Source organism: Methylobacterium sp. 22177 (genome assembly GCF_052045615.1).
Classification (GTDB): domain Bacteria; phylum Pseudomonadota; class Alphaproteobacteria; order Rhizobiales; family Beijerinckiaceae; genus Methylobacterium; species Methylobacterium radiotolerans.
In genome coordinates, this window is the sequence record NZ_JBQEPK010000014.1 from 1 (window position 1) to 19112 (window position 19112).

The 19112-nt window shown below is 73.4% G+C and carries 22 protein-coding genes; 11 read left to right on the forward strand and 11 right to left on the reverse strand.

All coding sequences use genetic code 11. The annotated features are described in order from the left end of the window. A partial coding sequence (locus ACTJK8_RS14685; protein WP_440762106.1) for an inorganic phosphate transporter occupies positions 1–321 on the forward strand: 321 nt, incomplete at its 5' end. Positions 322–410: 89 nt separating this feature from the next. Here ACTJK8_RS14685 and ACTJK8_RS14690 read toward each other — a convergent pair. From ACTJK8_RS14690 to ACTJK8_RS14720, 7 genes are all read right to left on the reverse strand, one after another. Beyond that, positions 411–662, reverse strand: coding sequence for a hypothetical protein (locus tag ACTJK8_RS14690; protein ID WP_012320798.1), 252 nt, complete (start codon positions 660–662; stop codon positions 411–413). Between the two features lie 3 nt (positions 663–665). After that, on the reverse strand, positions 666–1073 hold the full coding sequence (locus tag ACTJK8_RS14695) for a MucR family transcriptional regulator (protein ID WP_024829089.1): 408 nt from the start codon (positions 1071–1073) through the stop codon (positions 666–668). 795 nt (positions 1074–1868) lie between these two features. Further along, complete coding sequence (locus tag ACTJK8_RS14700) at positions 1869–3197, reverse strand: MFS transporter (protein WP_063111802.1); 1329 nt, start codon at positions 3195–3197, stop codon at positions 1869–1871. A gap of 339 nt (positions 3198–3536) precedes the next feature. Beyond that, the gene (locus ACTJK8_RS14705; protein ID WP_043074314.1) at positions 3537–4463 is read right to left on the reverse strand and encodes a hydroxymethylglutaryl-CoA lyase; all 927 of its coding nucleotides are present in this window, start codon (positions 4461–4463) and stop codon (positions 3537–3539) included. Beyond that, the gene (locus tag ACTJK8_RS14710) at positions 4460–5653 is read right to left on the reverse strand and encodes a CaiB/BaiF CoA transferase family protein (protein ID WP_012320802.1); all 1194 of its coding nucleotides are present in this window, start codon (positions 5651–5653) and stop codon (positions 4460–4462) included. Before ACTJK8_RS14710 ends, ACTJK8_RS14705 begins: the two co-directional genes overlap by 4 nt. A gap of 100 nt (positions 5654–5753) precedes the next feature. Further along, on the reverse strand, positions 5754–6677 hold the full coding sequence (locus ACTJK8_RS14715) for a LysR substrate-binding domain-containing protein (protein ID WP_063111803.1): 924 nt from the start codon (positions 6675–6677) through the stop codon (positions 5754–5756). Positions 6678–6702: 25 nt separating this feature from the next. Next, on the reverse strand, positions 6703–7077 hold the full coding sequence (locus ACTJK8_RS14720; protein WP_012320804.1) for a hypothetical protein: 375 nt from the start codon (positions 7075–7077) through the stop codon (positions 6703–6705). Positions 7078–7290: 213 nt separating this feature from the next. On the opposite strand from ACTJK8_RS14720, the gene ACTJK8_RS14725 reads away from it, so the two are divergent. The 9 genes from ACTJK8_RS14725 to ACTJK8_RS14765 all read left to right on the forward strand — a co-directional run bounded on the left by ACTJK8_RS14725 (position 7291) and on the right by ACTJK8_RS14765 (position 15917). Continuing rightward, positions 7291–7914: a LemA family protein gene (locus ACTJK8_RS14725; protein WP_373866324.1), complete on the forward strand. Its 624-nt coding sequence runs from the start codon at positions 7291–7293 to the stop codon at positions 7912–7914. Positions 7915–7948: 34 nt separating this feature from the next. Further along, entirely contained in the window at positions 7949–8737 is a 789-nt protein-coding gene (locus tag ACTJK8_RS14730; RefSeq protein ID WP_059409932.1) for a TPM domain-containing protein, read from the forward strand. Continuing rightward, on the forward strand, positions 8727–9359 hold the full coding sequence (locus tag ACTJK8_RS14735) for a TPM domain-containing protein (protein ID WP_116656478.1): 633 nt from the start codon (positions 8727–8729) through the stop codon (positions 9357–9359). The genes ACTJK8_RS14730 and ACTJK8_RS14735 overlap by 11 nt, the downstream gene beginning before the upstream one ends. Positions 9360–9660: 301 nt before the next feature. Then, on the forward strand, positions 9661–10983 hold the full coding sequence (locus ACTJK8_RS14740) for a nucleotide disphospho-sugar-binding domain-containing protein (RefSeq protein ID WP_029361369.1): 1323 nt from the start codon (positions 9661–9663) through the stop codon (positions 10981–10983). Then, the gene (locus ACTJK8_RS14745) at positions 10980–11219 is read left to right on the forward strand and encodes a ferredoxin (protein WP_440762107.1); all 240 of its coding nucleotides are present in this window, start codon (positions 10980–10982) and stop codon (positions 11217–11219) included. Before ACTJK8_RS14740 ends, ACTJK8_RS14745 begins: the two co-directional genes overlap by 4 nt. After that, on the forward strand, positions 11216–12541 hold the full coding sequence (locus ACTJK8_RS14750; RefSeq protein WP_053620808.1) for an FAD-dependent oxidoreductase: 1326 nt from the start codon (positions 11216–11218) through the stop codon (positions 12539–12541). The genes ACTJK8_RS14745 and ACTJK8_RS14750 overlap by 4 nt, the downstream gene beginning before the upstream one ends. Next, entirely contained in the window at positions 12534–13775 is a 1242-nt protein-coding gene (locus tag ACTJK8_RS14755; RefSeq protein ID WP_440762108.1) for a cytochrome P450, read from the forward strand. Before ACTJK8_RS14750 ends, ACTJK8_RS14755 begins: the two co-directional genes overlap by 8 nt. A 184-nt stretch (positions 13776–13959) precedes the next feature. After that, on the forward strand, positions 13960–15135 hold the full coding sequence (locus tag ACTJK8_RS14760) for a zinc-dependent alcohol dehydrogenase (protein WP_012320812.1): 1176 nt from the start codon (positions 13960–13962) through the stop codon (positions 15133–15135). 113 nt (positions 15136–15248) lie between these two features. Continuing rightward, positions 15249–15917, forward strand: a complete 669-nt coding sequence (locus ACTJK8_RS14765; protein ID WP_012320813.1) for an SOS response-associated peptidase — start codon at positions 15249–15251, stop codon at positions 15915–15917. Between the two features lie 6 nt (positions 15918–15923). Here ACTJK8_RS14765 and ACTJK8_RS14770 read toward each other — a convergent pair whose 3' ends face one another. The 3 genes from ACTJK8_RS14770 to ACTJK8_RS14780 all read right to left on the reverse strand — a co-directional run bounded on the left by ACTJK8_RS14770 (position 15924) and on the right by ACTJK8_RS14780 (position 17358). After that, a complete protein-coding gene (locus ACTJK8_RS14770) occupies positions 15924–16688 on the reverse strand; it encodes a lytic transglycosylase domain-containing protein (protein ID WP_440762109.1) in 765 nt (254 codons plus the stop codon). A 71-nt stretch (positions 16689–16759) separates the two neighbouring features. Then, positions 16760–17020: a hypothetical protein gene (locus ACTJK8_RS14775; protein ID WP_012320815.1), complete on the reverse strand. Its 261-nt coding sequence runs from the start codon at positions 17018–17020 to the stop codon at positions 16760–16762. Between the two features lie 47 nt (positions 17021–17067). Continuing rightward, complete coding sequence (locus tag ACTJK8_RS14780; protein ID WP_440762110.1) at positions 17068–17358, reverse strand: hypothetical protein; 291 nt, start codon at positions 17356–17358, stop codon at positions 17068–17070. A gap of 136 nt (positions 17359–17494) precedes the next feature. Here ACTJK8_RS14780 and ACTJK8_RS14785 point away from each other — a divergent pair, with 136 nt between their 5' ends. Then, positions 17495–17731 (forward strand): hypothetical protein, encoded by a 237-nt coding sequence (locus ACTJK8_RS14785; RefSeq protein ID WP_440762111.1) that lies wholly within the window; start codon positions 17495–17497, stop codon positions 17729–17731. 112 nt (positions 17732–17843) lie between these two features. On the opposite strand, the gene ACTJK8_RS14790 is transcribed toward ACTJK8_RS14785, so the two are convergent. Then, positions 17844–19088, reverse strand: a complete 1245-nt coding sequence (locus ACTJK8_RS14790) for a hypothetical protein (protein ID WP_440762112.1) — start codon at positions 19086–19088, stop codon at positions 17844–17846. Between the last annotated feature and the right edge of the window lie 24 nt (positions 19089–19112).

Genomic DNA, 19112 nt, shown 5'->3' on the forward strand with positions numbered 1-19112 from the left:
CTGGGTCTCGGCACCATGGTCGGATGGAAGCGCATCGTCGTCACGGTGGGCGAGAAGATCGGCAAGACCCACCTGACCTACGCGCAGGGCGCCTCGGCCGAGATCGTCGCCGCCGGCACGATCGGGCTGGCCGAGCTCTACGGCCTGCCGGTCTCGACCACCCACATCCTGTCGTCGGGCGTCGCCGGCACCATGGCGGCCAACGGCTCGGGACTCCAGATGTCCACGGTGCGCAACATGGCGCTCGCCTGGGTCCTGACCCTGCCGGCGGCCATCACCCTCGCGGCCGTGCTGTTCTTCATCCTGCGCCACGTGTTCTGACGCGGGCTCGGCCCGGGCGGGCCGGAGACCGCGGTCCGCCTCCGACGAGGCGGCCCGGTCTCCGGCTTCCTGCAGCGCCCCCCGACGCTTCAGGAACTCGCCATCGCCCGCACGAAGGCCAGGCAGGTCCGGCGCGCCGCCGGACTGTCGATCGTCACGAACGCCGACACGAGGTCGGCCGCCTGGGTCATGGCCGCGTCGGGCCGGTCGGCATCCGGGTAGAAGCTCGCCACCGGCACGTCGAGGATGCCGGCGATGCGGCTCAGGGCGTCGCTGGCGCGCGCCGTCTCCGGGGACGGCGTGCGGGTTCGGGCCGGATCCGCGGAAGCGTCGGGCGCCATCGCTCAGGCCGCCTTGTGGCCGAGCTGGATCGCCCGGGCGATCTCCGAGCGCCGCGCGGCGTAGCCCGGTGCCACCATCGGGTAGTCGGCCGGCAGGCCGTACTTCGCCCGGTAGCGCTCGGGGGTGAGGCCGTGCGCGGTGAGGTGGCGCTTCAGGGTCTGGTAGGACCGGCCGTCGATGAAGCTGATCAGGCCCGTGTCCTGGATCGACGCTTCGACCTGCGGCTGGCTCAGCCCGACCCCGCCGAAATCGGACGGCGCGCGGCGGAGCACCGCGATCGCCGCGTGCACTTGGTCGATCAGCGCCGGCAGCGCCGTGACCTCGATCGCGTTGCGCGAGACGTAGGCCGCGACGATCGCGCCGACCTTCTCCAGCATGAAAGTTGAACGGTGGTCGGTAAGGTGGTCCATCTGAGACATCGCTGTTCGAGGGCGTCCCACCATCCGGGCCTCGTCCCCGAGCGGCCGGCTCGCACCGGGTGTCGCGCGGAGGAAGGCTGAGCAACGGTTCAGCCGGCGGGACATTTCTACCTCAAGTTGATTTCTCTCCGTTTCTTGAGGTTGCAGATAATATACAATATGAGCGGACGGCGGTTTGTCCGACGGCGCGAGGTTTTTTGCTCCACCGCGCAACGGACGGCATTCCGGCCATGGTTACTGATGTGTTCACTGTTTTCGGCCGCCGAGATCGGTGCCCGAACTCGACTTCGGCATCGGCGGTCCCGCGTCGCGCCCGCTCGGGCCGTCCCGCCCGCCTCGGCCGGTCCCTGCGCCGGGCGCGCGGTGGGCCTCGCGTCTCGGTCCCAGCGGGCTGTCGCGGGATCGGGTCCATGCGGACTTCGGTCTCGACCGCCGGCGGACAGGGCCGCACCCGTGGCGGAGATCGGGTTGGACCTGCGCGTCGCCGGTCTCGCCGGGCGGATGGCCCGGGAGGTGCCCCGGCCGATCCGCGGCAGCGGCGCGGTCCCGCGGGCGAGGGCCTATGGTGCGGCCGACCGCGGCGATCCCGACCTCGACCCGCCCCGGTGGACCTGTCGCCGCGCCGGCCGGTCCGTGCCTCGGCCGAGGCGCGCGGCATCGCCAGCCACGCCCACACCGGCCGCCGCTTCAAGGTCCGTCGCGGCCTGAAGCCCCGCGACGACCGCTGGCGGCCCGCGCCGCCGCCCGAGATCCGCCACCCCGGCCACGCCGGGGCGGCGGGCCGTCTCACGCCGCGCGGTCGCTCCGGCGCAGGCTCGCCGGCATGGCGAAGAGCGCCAGCCCGGCGGCGACGAGGCAGAGCACGCCGATCCCGTAGAGCGCGGGCGTCGTCGAGCCGGTGAGATCCTTCACCCAGCCGACCATCACCGGGCTGACGATGCCGCCGAACTGCCCGAGCGTGTTGATCAGCGCGATCCCGCCGGCCGCGCCGACGCCGGTGACGAGCTTGGCCGGCAGCGTCCAGAAGGTCGGGATCGACGCGACGATGCCGGCCCCCAGCAGCGCCAGGGCGAACATCAGCGGCACGATGTGCTTGTCGAACAGGCCGGCGCCGAAGAAGCCGAGCGCCGCCGCGATGGCGAGGCCGGCGACGAATTTCGGCCGCTCGCCCGAGGCGTCGGACAGGCGCCCGATCACCACCATGCTGATCGCCCCGCAGATGTAGGGAATCGCCGTCAGGAAACCCACCGAGGCCGCCTGCCCGCCGCTCGCGGTCTTGATCAGGTCCGGCCCCCAGAAGTTCAGCCCGTAGGAGCCGATCTGGAGCAGGAAGTAGATCAGCGCGATCAGCAGGAAGCCCGGCTGCTTGATCGCCCCGATCAGCGAGTGGTCGCCGATATCTCGGTTGTGGTGGGCGATCCGGCTCGACAGGAGCGCCTTCTCGGACTCGGACAGCCAGCGGGCGTCGGCGATCCGGTCGTCGAGGCGCGTCAGCACGAGCATTCCGAGCACGAGGCAGGGCAGGCCGCCGGCCAGGAACAGCCATTGCCAGCCGGCGAGGCCCCCGACGCCGTTGAGGCCGCCGAGGATCAGGCCCGCCACCGGCGCGCCGAAGATCCCCGAGAAGGCCGAGGCCACGAACATGAACGAGGTGATGCGGCCGCGATGCGAGGCCGGGAACCAGATGGTCAGGTAGTAGAGGATGCCGGGGGCGAAGCCCGCCTCCATCGCGCCGATCAGGAAGCGCAGGGCGTAGAAGTGCCACTCGCTGCGGATGAAGATCATCAGCGCGGTGGCGATGCCCCAGGAGATCATGATCCGGGCGATCCAGCGCCGCGCCCCGACCCGGTAGAGGAACAGGTTCGAGGGCACCTCGAAGATCACGTAGCCGACCACAAACATGCTCGCGCCGAGCCCGTAGGCGACGTTGCTGAAGCCGAGGTCGCTCTGGAGCTGGAACTTGGCGAAGCTGATGTTGATGCGGTCGAAGAACGCGAACATGTAGCAGATCATGATCAGCGGCATGAGCCGCCACGCGACCTTGCGGACGACGCCGGTCTCCGTCACCGCGCCGGTCTCGGCGGCGGCCGGCGACCCGGACAGGGCTGCGGTCATGGTTTCCTCCGTGGTGTGTTCTTGAGGGACGTGTCTTGGGCGGTGCCGCCTTCGGACGGGCGGCTTTCCGCGAAGTCAGGTTCGGGCGCAGCTCACGGCACACGACGGCGATGCCGCCTTCGCCGGACGAGGCGCGGGTCCCCTCTCCCGTTCGGGAGAGGGACAGGGTGAGGGATCAGGTCTGTCCGGATGAGAAGCGTCCTGCCGGCACGTCGACGGTGTGCCACATCCGGAGAGTTCTCATCCCTCACCCCGACCCTCTCCCGTTCGGGAGAGGGAGCGCGTCGCGTCCGACGCGTGGGGCGGGCCATTGTAAGGCCGCCCCTCTCCGTCTCCGGCTCAGGCCGCCCGGGCGGGCGCCGGGTGCAGGTCGCAGGGCCGTCCGGCCTTGGCGACCTGGCCGGGCACGTCGTGGCCGACGAGGCGCGGCAGGTCGCGCGACAGGCCGATCAGCGCCGGGAGGTCGAGGCCCGTCGGCACGCCCATCTCGTGGGCCATGCTGACGAGATCCTCGGTGCAGATGTTGCCGGTGGCGCCGGGCGCGAACGGGCAGCCGCCCAGGCCGCCGAGCGCCGCGTCGAAGCGGCGGGCGCCCGCGTCGTAGGCCGCCAGCACGTTGGCGAGGCCGAGGCCGCGGGTGTTGTGGAAGTGGAGCGTCAGGCGGCCGGGACCGACGAGGGGCAGGACCCGCGCGACGAGGCGGCTCACCTGCCGGGGATTGGCCATGCCGGTCGTGTCGGCCAGCGTCACGCCGTCGACGCCCAAAGACAGGTAGCGCTCCACCTGCGCGACGACCGTGTCGGCGGGCTGGTCGCCCTCGAACGGGCAGCCGAAAGCCGTCGCCACCGTGGCGTTGGTGCTGACGGGGGCGCCGCGCACCGAATCCATGATCCGCGCGAAGCCGGCGATCGAGTCGGCCGGACTCATGCCCATGTTGGCGCGGTTGTGGGTCTCGCTCACAGAGGCGACGAGGTTGATCTCGTCGACCCTGGCGGCGAGCGCCCGCTCGGCGCCCTTCGGGTTCGGCACCAGGGCGACGTAGACGGTCCCGGGCCGGCGCCGGATCCCGGAAAAGACCTCGGCCGCGTCGGCGAGGGCCGGCACCGCCTTCGGCGAGACGAAGGAGGAGACCTCGATCCGGCGGAAGCCGGCCTCCGCCAGGGCGTCGATCAGGCGGATCTTCTCCGCCGTCGGCACGAAGACCGGCTCGATCTGGAAGCCGTCGCGGGTCGCGACCTCCTGGACGATCAGCGCGTCGCCGCTCATGCCACGGCTCCCTTCTCGCGCAGCGCGGCGATGCGCGCCGGGTCGAGACCGAGCTCGGCGAGCACGGAATCGGTGTGGGCGCCGAGGGCCGGCCCCTGCCAGCGGACTTCGCCAGGCGTGTCGGAGAGCTTCGGCACGATGCCGGGCATCTTCACGGCCGTCCCGCCGGGCAGCTCCGCCTGCAGGATCATGTCGCGCGCCTGATAATGCGGATCGGCCACGATGTCGGCGACCGAGTAGATGCGGCCGGCGGGCACGTCGGCGGCGTCGAGGACGGCGAGCGCCTCCTCCACACTCTTCGTCTTCGACCAGTCGGCGATGGTGCCGTCCAGCATGGCCGACTGCTTGGAGCGGCCCTCGTTGTTGCGCAGGGCCGGGTCGTCCGCGAGGTCGGGACGGCCGATCGCCGTCATCAGGCGGCGGAAGATCGGGTCGCTGTTGCCGGCGATGACCACGTAGCCGCCGTCCCGCGTCGGGTAGGTGTTCGACGGGGTGATGCCCGGCAGGGCGCCGCCGGTGCGGGTGCGGACCTCGCCCAGCAGGTCGTACTCCGGGACGAGGCTCTCCATGACGTTGAACACGCTCTCGACGAGGGAGACGTCGATCACCTGACCGGCGCCCTGCCCGGTCTTCACGCGCAGCAGGGCCATCAGCGCGCCGATGACGCCGTGGAGCGAGGCCAGGGTGTCGCCGATGCTGACGCCGACCCGGGCCGGCGGGGAATCCGGGCTGCCGGTGGTGAAGCGGATGCCGCCCATCGACTCGCCGATGGCCCCGAAGCCGGGCCGGTCGCGGTAGGGGCCGGTCTGGCCGTAGCCCGAGATCCGGACCATCACGAGGTTCGGGTTGAGGGCGGAGAGCACGTCCCAGCCGAGGCCGAGCTTCTCCAGGCCGCCGGGACGGAAGTTCTCGACCACCACGTCGGCGCTCGCGGCGAGCTGCTTGACGATGTCGAGCCCCTCGGGCGACTTCAGATTGACGGCGATCGACTTCTTGTTGCGCGACTGCAGGTACCACCAGAGCGAGGTGCCCTCGTGCATCTTGCGCCACTTCCGGAGCGGGTCGCCCTCGCCCGGGGCCTCGACCTTGATCACCTCGGCGCCGAACTCGGCCATCAGCCGCGTGGCGAAGGGCGCGGCGATCAGCTGACCGAGCTCGAGAACGCGGATACCGCTGAGCGGACCGGACACGGCTTTCCTCCATCGTTTGTTGCCCCGGAGATAAGGCCCTTCCCGGCGCCGAGTCCAAACGCGATGCGCCACCGGGCGTTCGCGAACGGAGAACGCCGGCTCAGCGCCCGGCGACAGCCCGGAGATGCTCCAGCAGGAGCGCCGCCGCGGGGGGCAGGGCGCCCGGGCGGACCACGAGGCGCAGCGTGCGCTGCGCCCAGGGATCGGTGAGCGGCACCGCCGTGAGGTGCATCGGCGGCCCGAGCAGGGCGTAGACGTGCTCCGGCACGGTGCCGAGCCCCAGGCCGACCTGCGCCATGCGGCAGATCGCGTCGAAGCTCGGGACGTGCATCCGCAGCCGCAGCGGCCGGCCGAGGCGCCGGGCCTCGTCGCGCAGGGCGGCGTAGATCGAGCTCTCCGCGTGCAGCCCGACATGGTCGTAGTCGAGGCTGTCGGCCAGCGCGACGGCGCCGCGGCCGCTCAGGGGATGCCCGGCCGGCATCACCAGGACGAGGCGGTCGCTCCGGTACGGGTAGGCGGTGAGGCCGCGGGTGTCGGTGTTGTCCGCGCAGAGGCCGAGATCGGCGAACCCCTCCTCGACGCCGGCGACGACGCCGCCGCTCGGGCGCTCCTCGAGGTCGACCCGGATCCCGTCCTGCGCGGCCAGGAAGGCCTGCAGGTCCTCGGGCAGGAACTCCACGATGGCCGAGAGGTTGGCGAGCACCCGCACGAAGCCGCGCACGCCCCGGGCGTGCTCGGCGAGTTCCAGGGCGATCTGCTCGGCGCTCGCCAGCATCCGGCGCGTGTGGTGCAGCAGGGTCTCGCCGGCCGGCGTGAGCCGCATGCCGCGCGGCTCGCGGGTGAGCAAGGTGCAGCCCAGCGCGTGCTCCAGTTCGGCGAGGCGCTTGCTGACCGCCGAGGGCGCGATCGCCGCGCGGCGGGCCGCGCCGTTCAGCGTCCCCTCCGCGCAGATGGCCGCGAACAGCCGGAGCGTCTTCAGGTCGAGGCGGCTCAGGGTCGCGGCCGCGGGCAGGTCGGCGGACATCCGGCGGCGCGGTGCGGGCGGGCCGTCAGTCGCGGGAGCCGACCGGCTGGCCGTAGGTGCCGAGGCCGGCCTTGGCCCCCTCGCGGTTGACGAGGCCGAACCGCAGCACCGCCTGCTCCAGGTAGTCGATCGCGTCGACGAGATGGGCGCGCGCCTCGGCGATGCTCTCGTCCCCCTCCTCGACCGGCGTCTCGGCGAGCTTCACGGCGGCGATCAGGACGCGGTCGCGCTCGTCCTCGATCCGCGGATCGCGGGCGAGGTGGCCCCGGACGCGGGCGTCGAACGTCTCGATGACCGACCAGGGCAGCGCGTCCTTGCCGGCCGGCGCCCGGTACGCCCGGGCGTGGCGCCGCGCGTCGGCGCTGGCGGCCCTGACATGGTCGGCGAGTGCTGCATCCATTCCCGGCCTCCGCGGCGCCGCGCCGATCCTCGGCTCGAGGGTCCGAACGTCCGCCGGCGCGGTCCGTTGCCGACGCCTTAGCGGGCCGCGGCACAAACCTTCAAGGCCGGGCGAGCCGGGGCCTTACCTTGGCGGTTCCGGCCCTTATCTCTCGGACTCGTGATCAAGCGGCCGAGTCTCGGCCGGCAGATGGGGGACGATATGGGAACGACGCTGACGGCCGGCGCGGTGCGCCGGACATCGCCCGCGGCGCGCCTCCTCGGCGTGCTCTCGGTGATCCTGGTGGCCGCGGGTCTCTCCGGCTGCGGGGCGGTCAACCGGGTGCCGACGCTGCAGGAGCAGGCCAAATCCTCGTGGAGCGAGGTGCAGAACCAGTACCAGCGCCGGGCCGACCTGATCCCCAACCTCGTCGAGACCGTGAAGGGCTACGCCCAGCAGGAGAAGGACGTGCTGATCGGCGTCACCGAGGCGCGCGCCAAGGCGTCCAGCGTGAAGGTCGACGCCTCCACCGTCAGCGATCCGCAGAAGTTCAAGGAGTACCAGGACGCCCAGAACCAGCTCTCGGGCGCGCTCGGACGCCTGCTGGTGACGGTGGAGAAGTACCCCGACCTCAAGTCGAACCAGAACTTCCTCGCCCTGCAATCCCAGCTGGAGGGCACCGAGAACCGCATCGCGGTCGCGCGGCGCGACTACATCACGGCCGTGCAGGCCTACAACACCGAGGTGCGCACGATCCCGGGCCGCTGGATCGCGGCGATCCTGTATCCCGACGCCAAGCCGATGGAGACCTTCACGGCGACGCCGAACGCCGACCGGCCGCCGAACGTGAAGTTCTAGGGTGGCGCATATGGGCCGGACCGTGTGCCGGGCCATGCCCGTCCGGGGGCGGCACGCCCTGTCGCTCGCCGTCCTGGCAGCCTGCCTGACGATCACCGCGATCGGAGCGCTGGCGGCCGAGCTGACCTTCCCGGCGCTGACCGGCCGCGTGGTCGACGCGGCCGGCATCCTGACGCCGGAGCAGCGCGGCACCCTCGAGGCCAAGCTCAAGGCCCACGAGGACAAGACCTCGGACCAGGTGGTCGTCGCCACGGTGCCGAACCTGCAGGGCACGACCGTCGAGGACTACGCCAACCGGCTGTTCCGGGACTGGAAGCTCGGGCAGGCCAAGACCGACAACGGCGTCCTGCTGCTGGTGGCGCCGAGCGAGCGGAAGGTCCGGATCGAGGTCGGCTACGGCCTGGAGGGGGCGCTGACCGACGCCCTGTCCAAGGTGATCATCGCGGGCGCCATCACGCCGCGCTTCAAGACCGGCGACTATTTCGGCGGCCTCGACGCCGGCGTCGACGGCATCCTGTCGATCCTGGCCGGCGACGCGCAGGAGTGGCAGCGCAAGCCGCAGGTGCGGGCCGACGAGGTCGATCCCGCCCAGGTGGCGGTCTTCGTCGCCCTGTTCCTGATCGTGCTCTTCGTCGCGTGGCGCATGAGCCGGGGCGGCCGGTCGAGGCCCGGCGGCCTCGTCATCCTGCCGGGGCCCGGCTCGGGCGGGTGGGGCGGCGGCTTCTCGGACGGCGGCTCGGGCGGCTCCTCGGGCGGTTTCGACGGTGGATTTTCCGGCGGCGGCGGCTCGTCGGGCGGCGGAGGGGCCTCCGGTGACTGGTAGACGCGCGGCCGTGCTGACTCCGGAGGCGCGGGACCGGCTCGCCCGCGCGGTCGGGCACGCGGAGGCCGGGACCTCCGGCGAGATCGTCGTGATGGTGAGCCGGCGCGCCGGCGCCTACCGCTCGATCGTGCTGCTCACCGCGCTCGTCGCGGCGCTGGTCCTGCCCTGGCCGCTGATCGCCCTGACCGCCTGGACCGCCGCGTCGATCCTGCTGGCGCAGGCGGGCGTCGTGGCGGCGATCCTGGTGGCGAGCCAGAACGAGCGGCTGCGCATGGCCCTGGTGCCGCGCCGCCTGCGCCGCGCCCGCGCCCGCGAGGCGGCCCGGCGGGCCTTCTGGTCGCGCGGCCTGAGCCTGACGCGCCGGCGCACCGGGGTCCTGCTCTACCTGTCGCTCGCCGAGCGGCACGCCGAGATCGTCACCGACCTCGGCGTCCTGCGGGAGATCCCGCCGGCCGCCTGGGACGGGATCCTCGCCGAGCTGATGCCGGCCCTCGGGCGCGGCGCGATCGAGGACGGCCTGACGACGGCGGTCGCGCGCGTCGGAGCCTGCCTGGCGGAGCATCTCCCGGCGGGTCCGGGCGACCCCGACGAGCTGCCGAACCGGGTCGTCGTGGTCGACTGACGGCGCCCCGACCGTCGCGGCCGGGCGCCGTCAGCCATCGTCCGGACGGAGGACGCGCCGCGTGCCGGCGGCACGCACGATGGCTGTGGCCTGTGACACTCCGATATTGCGTCGGACTTCAACCGGATGCCATGGTGCGGCGCCGCACGAAGCACCCTCCGGTTGTGTAACTGCGCTGGACCGGCCGCGATTTCCCCTGTGAGTCCGGCGCGCCGGGGGCCACGGGGCGCCCGCGGATGAAGGCGCCGGCACCCGAGCAGGGGCGACGCCGGCCCGACCGGCGGCGCCCGAGGAGGCCGTGATGAAGATCCTGATCGCCGCGACGCCGCTCACCGGCCACGTGAATCCGCTCCTCGCCATCGGGCGGACGGCGGCCGCCCGGGGCGACGACGTCCTCGTGCTCACCGACCCGACCTTCCGGCCGAAGGTCGAGGCGGCGGGCCTGCGCTTCGCGCCCTACGCCGACGATCACGCGGCCGAGTACCGCGAGACCGACCTGCCGGCCGGCCCGGAGCGCTATCGCCGCGAGTTCGAGCGCCGGTTCGTGGATCCCATGCCGGTCCAGGCCGCCGCCCTGCGGGCGCTGATCGCGGCCGAGGCCCCCGACGTGATCCTGGCCGGCAGCATGTTCCTGGGCGCGCTGCCGCTGCTCCTCGACAGCGCGCCGCGGCCGCCGATCGTGACCGTCAACGTCAGCATCCTGTTCCTCGACCGGCCCGACCACGCCCCCGTGGGACTCGGCCTGCCGCCGGCCCGCGACCGGGACGACCTGGTCCGCTACGCCACCCTGAAGGCCGGCATGGATGCGGCCTTCGTCAACCCGGTCCGGGCCTACACGGACGCGAAGCTCGCGGCGCTCGGCCTGCCGCCCCTGCCGGCCTCCCTGCCCCACTCCATCGTGATCCTGCCGGACCTGTTCCTGCAGCCGACCGTGCCGGGCTTCGAGTACGATTACGGCACCCTGCCGCCGGGCCTGCGCTTCATCGGCCTGCTCCAGCCGCCGACGCCGCCCGCGCCGCTGCCGGAGTGGTGGCCGGCGCTGGAGGCGGCGAACGCGGCGGGCCGGCCCGTCGTGCTGGTCACCCAGGGCACGCTGGCCAACGCGGATCTCGGCGAGCTGGTCGAGCCGACCCTGACCGCCCTGGCCGACCGGGACGATCTGCTGGTCCTGGCCACCACCGGCGGTCGGCCCGTGGACGCGCTGGCGGTTCCAGTCCCGGCCAATGCCCGGGTGTCGTGCTTCCTGCCGTTCCGCGAATTGCTGCCGCGGGTGAGCGTGCTCGTGACCAACGGCGGCTACGGGAGCGTCTCGCAGGCGCTCGCCGCCGGGGTGCCGATCGTCTCGGCCGGCCTGACGGAGGACAAGGCGGAGGTGAACGCGCGCATCGGCTGGTCCGGCGTCGGGATCAACCTCGGAACCAACGCGCCGACCCCGGAGGCGGTCGGCGCCGCGGTGGCGCGCGTGCTCGACGAGCCCGACTTCCGCGCGCGCGCCGGCGCGATGCGGGACGCCTTCGCGGCGCGGGACGCCATGGCGTCGATCCTGACCGCGGTGGACGATCTCGCGCGCGCCCGGGGCAAGGCCGATAACGGGGCCGCGCGCCCGCTCGCGAGGTCGGCGTGAAGCCGGCCTCCGACACCGCGGCGCTCCGGGTCGTCGTGGATCTCAACCGCTGCCAGGGCTACGCCCAGTGCTGCTACGCCGCGCCGGACGCCTTCGCGCTCCGCGGCCACGAGATCCTGTTCTACGATCCCGCGCCGCCGGCCGAGCGGCGCGGCGCCATCAAGCGGGCGCTGCAGGCCTGCCCGGTCCGCGCCATCAGCCTCCAGGCCGGCCCGGACGACGGGGGCGCGCCGTGACTCCCGAACCCGCCGGCATCGTCGTGGTCGGGGCCTCCCTCGCCGGCCTGCGCGGTGCCGAGGCGCTGCGGCGGGGCGGCTACGACGGGCCGCTCACCCTGGTCGGCGCCGAGCCGCACCGCCCCTACGACCGCCCGCCCCTGTCGAAGCACGTGCTCGCCGGGGAGCTCGCCGCCGACGCGACCCGGCTGCCGGAACTGGCCGAGCTCCGCGCCCGCTGGCGTCTCGGGAACCCGGCCGTCGCCCTCGACCGGGCGGCCCGCACGCTCCGGCTCGCCGACGGGTCGACGCTCGCCTACGAGTCCCTGCTCATCGCCACCGGCGCCGAGGCCCGGCCCTGGCCGGCCGAGACCGGTGGCGGGTTCGCCGGCATCTTCACCCTGCGCGGGCGCGACGACGCGGCCGCCTTGCGGGACGCCCTGGTGGCGCGCCCGCGGCAGGTGCTGATCGTGGGCGGCGGCCTGATCGGCTGCGAGGCGGCCTCCTGCCTGCGCGATCTGGGCCTGCCCGTGACCCTGGTCGACCCGAACGCCGCGCCCCTGGCCCGGGGTCTCGGGACCTTCGTCGGCAGCGTGATCGCCGAGTGCGTGCGCGCGTCCGGCGCCACGTTCCGCCCCGGCGCGACGGTGCGGGCGTTCGAGGGCGACGCGTCCGGGCACGTCGCCCGGGCCCGCCTGGCGGACGGCAGCACCATCGAGACCAACCTGGTCATCGTCGCCCTGGGGGCGACCCGGGCGACGGGCTGGCTGCGGGGTGCGGGCCTGCGCGCGGATGCCGGCGGCGTGACCTGCGACGCGGCCTGCCGGGTCCTCGACGCCGACGGGGTGCCCTGCCCGGACATCTACGCCGCGGGCGACGTCGCCCGGTGGCCGATCCCCCTCTACGGCAACCGCCTGATCGCCGTGGAGCACTGGGGCAACGCCGTCGAGCAGGCCGCGCACGCGGCGCGCAACATGCTGGCCGGGCCCGGCGACCAGCGCCCCTACGGTCACCTGCCGGCCTTCTGGTCGAGCCAGTTCGGGATCAACATCAAGCTGGTCGGCCTCCCCGAAGGGGCCGATTCCGTCGCGGTGGTCCAGGGATCCCGGGCCTCCCGCCGCTTCCTCGCCGTGTACGGCCGCGCCGGGCGCAGCATCGCGGCCGTCTCGTTCGATCAGGCCCGCTGGCTGCCCGCCTACGCGGAGGCGATCACGGCCGGCGATCCGTTCCCGCCGATCACCGACGCCACCGACCGGCCGCGCGTCGAGATGGCGGTTCCGGGCTTCCCACCGCCGCACCGAGCCGCCCCGGCGCGGCCTTCCGCCGAGACCGTCCATGTCTGACGACGCGCTGTTCGCCGCCGTGATGGATCCGGCCAACCGGGCCGACCCGTACCCGCTCTATCGACGGATGCGGCAGCAGCCGGTCTCGCGCCAGCGCGACGGCAGCTACGTCGTCTCCACGCACGCGGCGATCCGCAGCCTGCTGTTCGACCCGCGGCTCAGCTCCGAGGACCTGCCGCCGCCCCGGCGGCCCCGCACCGGCAACCCGCTCAAGGACCTGATCCTCAACCCGATCAAGAATCGCATCAGCGCCACGCACCGCCCGTTCATCTTCCGCGACCCCCCGGACCACGACCGGCTGCGCAGCCTGGTGATGCGGGAATTCTCGATCGCGCGGGTGCAGGCGCTGCGGCCGCGGATCGCCCGGGAGGTGGACGGCCTGATCGACGCGTGCCGGGAGCGGCGGGAGGTCTGCCTCGTGAGCGACCTGTCCTACCCGCTGCCGGTGACGGTGATCTGCGAGCTGCTCGGCGTGCCGCGCGCGGACGAGCCGCGGTTCCAGGCCTGGGCGACGCAGCTCGCCACCGCCGTGGAGCCGGACGCGCGCCACGACGACGGGACCCGGCGCCAGATCGTCGGCGCCTTCGACGAGATCGCCGCCTACATGCGCGACCTCATCCGCGAGAAGCGCCGCCGCCCGGCGGACGACATGCTGAGCGGCCTCGCCGCCCCCGGCCCGGACGGCCGGAAGCAGATGAGCGACTTCGACCTGCTGTCGACGGCGGTCCTGCTGCTGGTCGCGGGTCACGAGACCACCGTGAACCTCATCACCAACGCGATGCTGACCCTGCTCCGGCATCCCGAGGAGCTGGAGCGGCTCAAGGCCGATCCCGAGCGGGCCCCGCGGCTGATCGAGGAGGTCCTGCGCTACGAGCCGCCGGTGCATTTCCGGACCCGCAAGGCCCTCGGCGCGATCGCGGTGGCCGGCGAGATGATCCCCAAGGGCGCGCCCGTCATCCTGATGTTCGCGGCCGCGAACCGCGATCACGACCGGTTCGCGGCGCCCGACCGCTTCGATCCCGACCGGGGCGACATCGAGCATTTCGGCTTCGGCGGGGGCCTGCACTACTGCGTCGGCGCACCCCTGGCGCGGCTTGAGGCCGAGATCGCCCTGGTTGCGCTCAGCCGCCGCCTCGTCGCCCCGCGGCTCGCGGTCGATCCGCCGCCCTACCGGCCGGGCGCGTCGCTCCGGGGGCCCGAGCAGCTGCGGATCGGCATCGACGGCGTCGCCTGACCCTGGCCGTGCCCGCGCGACTCGTGAAGCGGCGGTAAACGGGTCTGTTTCACGTGAAACATTCGTAAACCCCTTCGCCCCGAGGCGGGGCGCGCCGCCGCCGGAACTTGGCCGCACCGAAGCGGGCTTTACGGGAGAACGGCCGAGTTGGCCGCGACCCCGAGAGCTTCCGGAGAGACGACGCATGAAGGCACTGTGCTGGCACGGCCGCAACGACATCCGCTGCGACACGGTCCCAGATCCGGTCATCGAGGATTCCCGCGACGTCATCATCAAGGTCACGAGCTGCGCGATCTGCGGCTCGGACCTGCACCTGATGGACGGCCTGATGCCGACCATGAAGAGCGGCGACGTCCTCGGCCACGAGTTCATGGGCGAGGTCGTCGAGGTCGGACAGGGCTTCACCAAGTTCAAGAAGGGCGACCGGATCGTCGTGCCCTTCAACATCAATTGCGGCGCGTGCCGCCAGTGCAAGCTCGGCAACTACTCGGTCTGCGAGCGCTCGAACCGCAACGCCGAGATGGCGGCCGCGCAGTTCGGCTACACGACGGCCGGCCTGTTCGGCTACTCGCACCTCACCGGCGGCTACGCGGGCGGTCAGGCCGAGTACGTGCGCGTGCCCATGGCGGATGTCGCGCCCATGAAGGTGCCGGACGGCATGGACGACGAGTCCGTCCTGTTCCTCACCGACATCCTGCCGACCGGCTGGCAGGGCGCGGAGCACTGCGAGATCCGGGGCGGCGAGACGATCGCGGTCTGGGGCACCGGCCCTGTCGGCATCTTCGCGATCCAGTCGGCGAAGATCATGGGAGCCGAGCGGATCATCGCCATCGAGACCGTGCCCGAGCGGATCGCCCTCGCCCGCAAGGCCGGCGCCACCGACGTCATCGACTTCATGAACGAGGACGTGTTCGAGCGGATCAAGGAGATCACCAAGGGCCAGGGCGCCGACGGCGTGATCGACTGCGTCGGAATGGAGGCGAGCGCCGGCCACGGCGGCCTCACCGGCATGCTGTCGACGGTGCAGGAGAAGCTCACCGCCACCGAGCGGCCCTACGCGCTGGCCGAGGCCATCAAGGCGGTCCGTCCCTGCGGGATCGTCTCGGTGCCTGGCGTCTACGGCGGGCCGATCCCGGTCAACATGGGCTCGATCGTCCAGAAGGGCCTGACCCTCAAGAGCGGCCAGACCCACGTGAAGCGCTACCTCGAGCCGCTGACCAAGCTGATCCAGGAGGGCAAGATCGACATGACCTCCCTGATCACACACCGCTCGCAGAACCTCGCGGAGGGGCCAGACCTCTACAAGACCTTCCGCGACAAGAAGGACGGCTGCGTGAAGGTGGTGTTCCACCTGAACTGAGGCGACGGCGCCCCGGCCACGGATCGGCCGGGGCATTCCCTCCGCCCGGCTGGTCGCGGCGTCCCGGACGCGTGTAGAGCCGGCGCCGTGCTCACCAACCGTCCGGGACGTCCATGTGCAACCTCTACAGCCTGCGGACCGGCCCCGCGGACCTGCGCCGGGCCTTCGGGATCGCTGAGGATCGCACCGGAAACCTTCCGCTGTTGCCGGCTATCTTTCCCGACCAGCTGGCGCCGGTGGTCCTGAACGGCGCGACCGGCCGGGACCTCGCGATGATGCGCTGGGGCATGCCGGGGCCCAAGGCGTTCGGCGAGCATCCGATCACCAACGTGCGCAACGTCGCGAGCCCGCACTGGCGGCCCTGGCTCGGGGTCGCCCATCGCTGCCTCGTGCCGGTCAACGCCTTCAGCGAGTACGCCGACACGAAGCCGCGCAAGACGCCGGTCTGGTTCGCCCTCGACGAGGACCGGCCGCTCTTCGCCTTCGCGGGGATCTGGCGGCCCTGGACCGGCGTGCGGGGCACGAAGCGCGAGAACCCCGATCGGGTCGCCGAGGAGCACCGGCTCTTCGCCTTCCTGACCACGGAGGCGAACGGCGTCGTCGGGCCGGTCCATCCCAAGGCGATGCCGGTCCTGCTCACGAAGCCGGAGGAGTGGGCGACCTGGCTGGAGGCGCCGACCGCGGAGGCGCTGCGGCTCCAGCGCCCGCTCCCGGACGCCGCGATGCGCGAGGTCGCCCGCGGCGCCCGGTCGGACGGGCCGGAGGCCGAACCCGAGGCGTGACCGGCGCTAGCCGCCCGCCGGATCGCCGGACGACGCCTCGGGGGCGGCCGACCAGCCGCGGGCCCGCCAGCGCGCCACCACGGCGGCGTTGAGCCGGGCGATGCGCGCCCGGTGCGCCTCCCAGAACGACAGCGGCCTCGCCGGGACGGCGGCGACGCGCGTCCGGTGGACGGGGCCCGCCGGCCGCGCGGCGAGGCGGTCCGGCGCGGCCGCGCGGGCGCTCGCCCGGACGGCGCGCGCCTCCGGGTCGCCGAGGATCGCCTGGGCGCGGGCGCAGTAGAGCTGCGACAGGGGCGACATCGACTCGGCGCCGTGGCCGGCCCGGTACTTCATCAGCGCGCGGCAGAGGTCGCCGTCGGCCCGGCGCCAGGCCTCGGCGAGGTAGCGGACGCCGTAGCGGACATTGATCTCCGGCGACGCCAGCTCGGCGACGGTGCCGCGGAAGCCGAGCATCGCCGCGGTGGTCGGGCGGACCTGCATCAGCCCGACCTCGCCGACGCTGCCGACCACGGTGGGATCGTAGCCGCTCTCGATCCGCGCGACGGCGTCGGCGACCGCGAGGGGCAGGCCGGTGCCGGCGGCCTCGCGGGCGATGAGCGGCAGGAAGCGGGCGCGCGCGTCGGCGGCGACCGGTGCGGGTATGGCCGCAGGCGCGGGCGGGACGGGCGGCAGCGAGGCCATGCCGACGGCGTGCGCCGCCAGGAAGGTGGCGGGCCGGGCCTGCGCGGGCGCGGCGCAGGCCAGCAGCAGGAGTAGCAACGGAGCGCGCATCGGCCGCCACGGAGAGGAACCGGGACCTGTCTATCCCGGCCGCCTCAACGAAGCCTTTCGCCGGCGCGCGCCTACTGGATGGGGCCGCGGTCCCGCGCCTGCAGCAGCCGCAGGGCCTCACCCAGGACCGCGTGGAGGTCGGCCGCGCCCTGCGGGCTCAGCGGCAGGCCGACCCGCTGCCCGTGGATCGTGTCGAGGACCAGCATGGCGAGATCCTCGCCGATCAGCAGGTTGGATCCGGGCAGGCAGAGCGGCAGGACGAAATCGCCCTCGACCTCGCCGAGGGCGTCGACCGCGTCCGCGGGCCGGAAGGGCGGTTTTCGATCGGTCATCGCTCCCCTCCTCGCATGTCTCCGGGTGCGGTCTCCGGCGCCGCGGCTCAGCCGCGCTCCGGCATCCGCACCGACCGCACCGTGAGCGTGTCGATCTCCAGCGAGCCGACCTCCAGGGCGCCGACCCGGGCGCGACCCACCGAGAGGCGGCCGATCGCGAAGGCGCCGACCGCCACGACGCCGAGGGCCGCGGCCCCGAGGGCCAGCGCGCCCAGGGCCGACGCCCCGATCGCCCCCGCGCCGACGGCGCCCGATCCCAGGATTGCCGTGTCGGGGGACGGAATCACCCCCGTCCCGTCGGGGCGGCTCTCCGCCTCCGGGACCCTCGAACGCGACATGCGGCTTCCTCTGCGAGCGGGCGATGGCGGAGCCAGCTATACCCGACGTTAACCGCGTTTTCACGCCGCCCGGGCACGATGGCGTCGATCCCGGCCGGCCCGGACCGCGCGTCCGCCGTCAGAGAGGACGTCGCCCGTGCAGCACCTGTTCCAGGCCGTCGCGATCTTCGCGTTCGGCTGCCTGCTGATCCATGCCGGTCGCGCCTACGCCCGGGCGACCACGCTCCTGCTCTCCGCGACCGCGCTGATGCTCAGCGTGACCCTCGGCACCGTGCTCTGGCAGCGGATCGGCGTCCCGGGGCGCTCCGTCGCGGCCGGCCCGTCCTACACGGTGGCGCTCGGCCGGCCCGCTTCGGAGAGCCGGGCCCGGTAGGACCCGGCGATCGTCGCCTCGGCCTCCGCCACGTCGGCCGCCGCGGTCCGGCCGGACCGGATGCGGCCGGGGTTCGGGAACGTGTCGCGCGCGACGCGCCGGTCGAGCGGCATCAGGGCCAGACGCGGATCGCCACCGGGCGGCGCAGCAGGTCGCGGTCGGAGGTGATCGTGCAGCCCTCGGTGCGCAGGCTCGCGTAGGTCAGGAGCGCCCGGTCGCCGACATCGTCGAAATTGCGGCCCCGCGCGTCCGGGTCGAGGAGCGACGGGTAGGCCAGGAGCGGCGCCGTCGCCGCGCAGGGGTCTTCGTAGAGGGTCGCGCCCTCGAGGAGCAGGCGCGGGCTGTCCCAGGTGATCAGGTCCCGGGAGGTCGTCCAGTAGAAGCCGGACCGGGGAAAGCCCTCCCCCGCCTTCGCCATGAACACGGCGATCCAGGCGCCCGTGCCGCGGTGCCGGACGACGGCGCCGACCGGGCCCGGGAACGGCCCGACCGGCCGGCAGGTGGCCGTGTTCGGGCGGGCGGCGCGGTAGGGATCCGGGAAGGCGGCGGTGAAGCCGGTGCCGGTCCAGGCCCGCCAGCGGGTCGGGTCGGCCGGGTCGTCGCTGCGGAACAGGCAGACCCCCGCCTCCTGATCGCTGCCGGGCCGGGTCCAGCCGGTCGTCGAGGCGAGGAAGTAGCGCCACGTCCCGTCGGCCACGATATTCGACGGGTTGAAGAAGCCGCGGTGGCGGCCCTGGTCGACCTCCTGCCGGAACGGCGCCCCGGCGACCACGGCGGGCGGGCTCTGCCGCCGGAAGCTGCGGCCGCCATCCGACGAGGCGGCGGCCGTGATCGTGTTGTACCAGCAGGCCATGTAGCTGGCGGCCGGGCAGCGGCCGGGATGCTCGTTCGCCTGGTACTCGTGGTGGAGGAGCGCGGCCACGCGGGTCCCGTCCTCGGTCCAGGTCGCGGTGATCCAGGAGCGGTCGTCGTAGGCCGCGGGATCGGGCTTCTCGCCCGAATCGAGCACCACCGCGCAGTCGAGCTTGAGATGGCCGAGGTCGGGGCCGCGCAGCGCCCGGTTGCGGTAGTGCATCCCGTAGAGCGCCACCGAGCCCGACGCGTCCCGGAAGGCGCGCGCCGGCGCGTCGGGCACGTCGGCGCCGTCGCAGGCGTCGCGCCCCGCCTTGAAGACGAGCGCGGGCGGCCCGACCAGGGTCAGGGCCGAGAGCGGCGGCTCCGGCGCGGCCGCGGCTCTGTGCGGGAGGAGCGGCAAGAGCGCCAGGAGGAGCGCCGGGAGGATCCGCCGCGCGGCCGCTCCGGCTCCGAGGCGGCGCGCGGCGCGCGCTCGTCCGGCGATCCGATCCGCCCAACCCATGGTCGCCACTCGGCTGCGTCCCGG

Bases quoted from the DNA above. Each gene is read 5' to 3' on its own strand.
- ACTJK8_RS14690 (WP_012320798.1), bottom strand. From the start codon at position 662: ATGGCGCCCGACGCTTCCGCGGATCCGGCCCGAACCCGCACGCCGTCC.
- ACTJK8_RS14695 (WP_024829089.1), bottom strand. From the start codon at position 1,073: ATGGACCACCTTACCGACCACCGTTCAACTTTCATGCTGGAGAAGGTC.
- ACTJK8_RS14700 (WP_063111802.1), bottom strand. From the start codon at position 3,197: ATGACCGCAGCCCTGTCCGGGTCGCCGGCCGCCGCCGAGACCGGCGCG.
- ACTJK8_RS14705 (WP_043074314.1), bottom strand. From the start codon at position 4,463: ATGAGCGGCGACGCGCTGATCGTCCAGGAGGTCGCGACCCGCGACGGC.
- ACTJK8_RS14715 (WP_063111803.1), bottom strand. From the start codon at position 6,677: ATGTCCGCCGACCTGCCCGCGGCCGCGACCCTGAGCCGCCTCGACCTG.
- ACTJK8_RS14720 (WP_012320804.1), bottom strand. From the start codon at position 7,077: ATGGATGCAGCACTCGCCGACCATGTCAGGGCCGCCAGCGCCGACGCG.
- ACTJK8_RS14730 (WP_059409932.1), top strand. From the start codon at position 7,949: ATGCCCGTCCGGGGGCGGCACGCCCTGTCGCTCGCCGTCCTGGCAGCC.
- ACTJK8_RS14740 (WP_029361369.1), top strand. From the start codon at position 9,661: ATGAAGATCCTGATCGCCGCGACGCCGCTCACCGGCCACGTGAATCCG.
- ACTJK8_RS14755 (WP_440762108.1), top strand. From the start codon at position 12,534: ATGTCTGACGACGCGCTGTTCGCCGCCGTGATGGATCCGGCCAACCGG.
- ACTJK8_RS14760 (WP_012320812.1), top strand. From the start codon at position 13,960: ATGAAGGCACTGTGCTGGCACGGCCGCAACGACATCCGCTGCGACACG.
- ACTJK8_RS14765 (WP_012320813.1), top strand. From the start codon at position 15,249: ATGTGCAACCTCTACAGCCTGCGGACCGGCCCCGCGGACCTGCGCCGG.
- ACTJK8_RS14770 (WP_440762109.1), bottom strand. From the start codon at position 16,688: ATGCGCGCTCCGTTGCTACTCCTGCTGCTGGCCTGCGCCGCGCCCGCG.
- ACTJK8_RS14775 (WP_012320815.1), bottom strand. From the start codon at position 17,020: ATGACCGATCGAAAACCGCCCTTCCGGCCCGCGGACGCGGTCGACGCC.
- ACTJK8_RS14780 (WP_440762110.1), bottom strand. From the start codon at position 17,358: ATGTCGCGTTCGAGGGTCCCGGAGGCGGAGAGCCGCCCCGACGGGACG.
- ACTJK8_RS14790 (WP_440762112.1), bottom strand. From the start codon at position 19,088: ATGGGTTGGGCGGATCGGATCGCCGGACGAGCGCGCGCCGCGCGCCGC.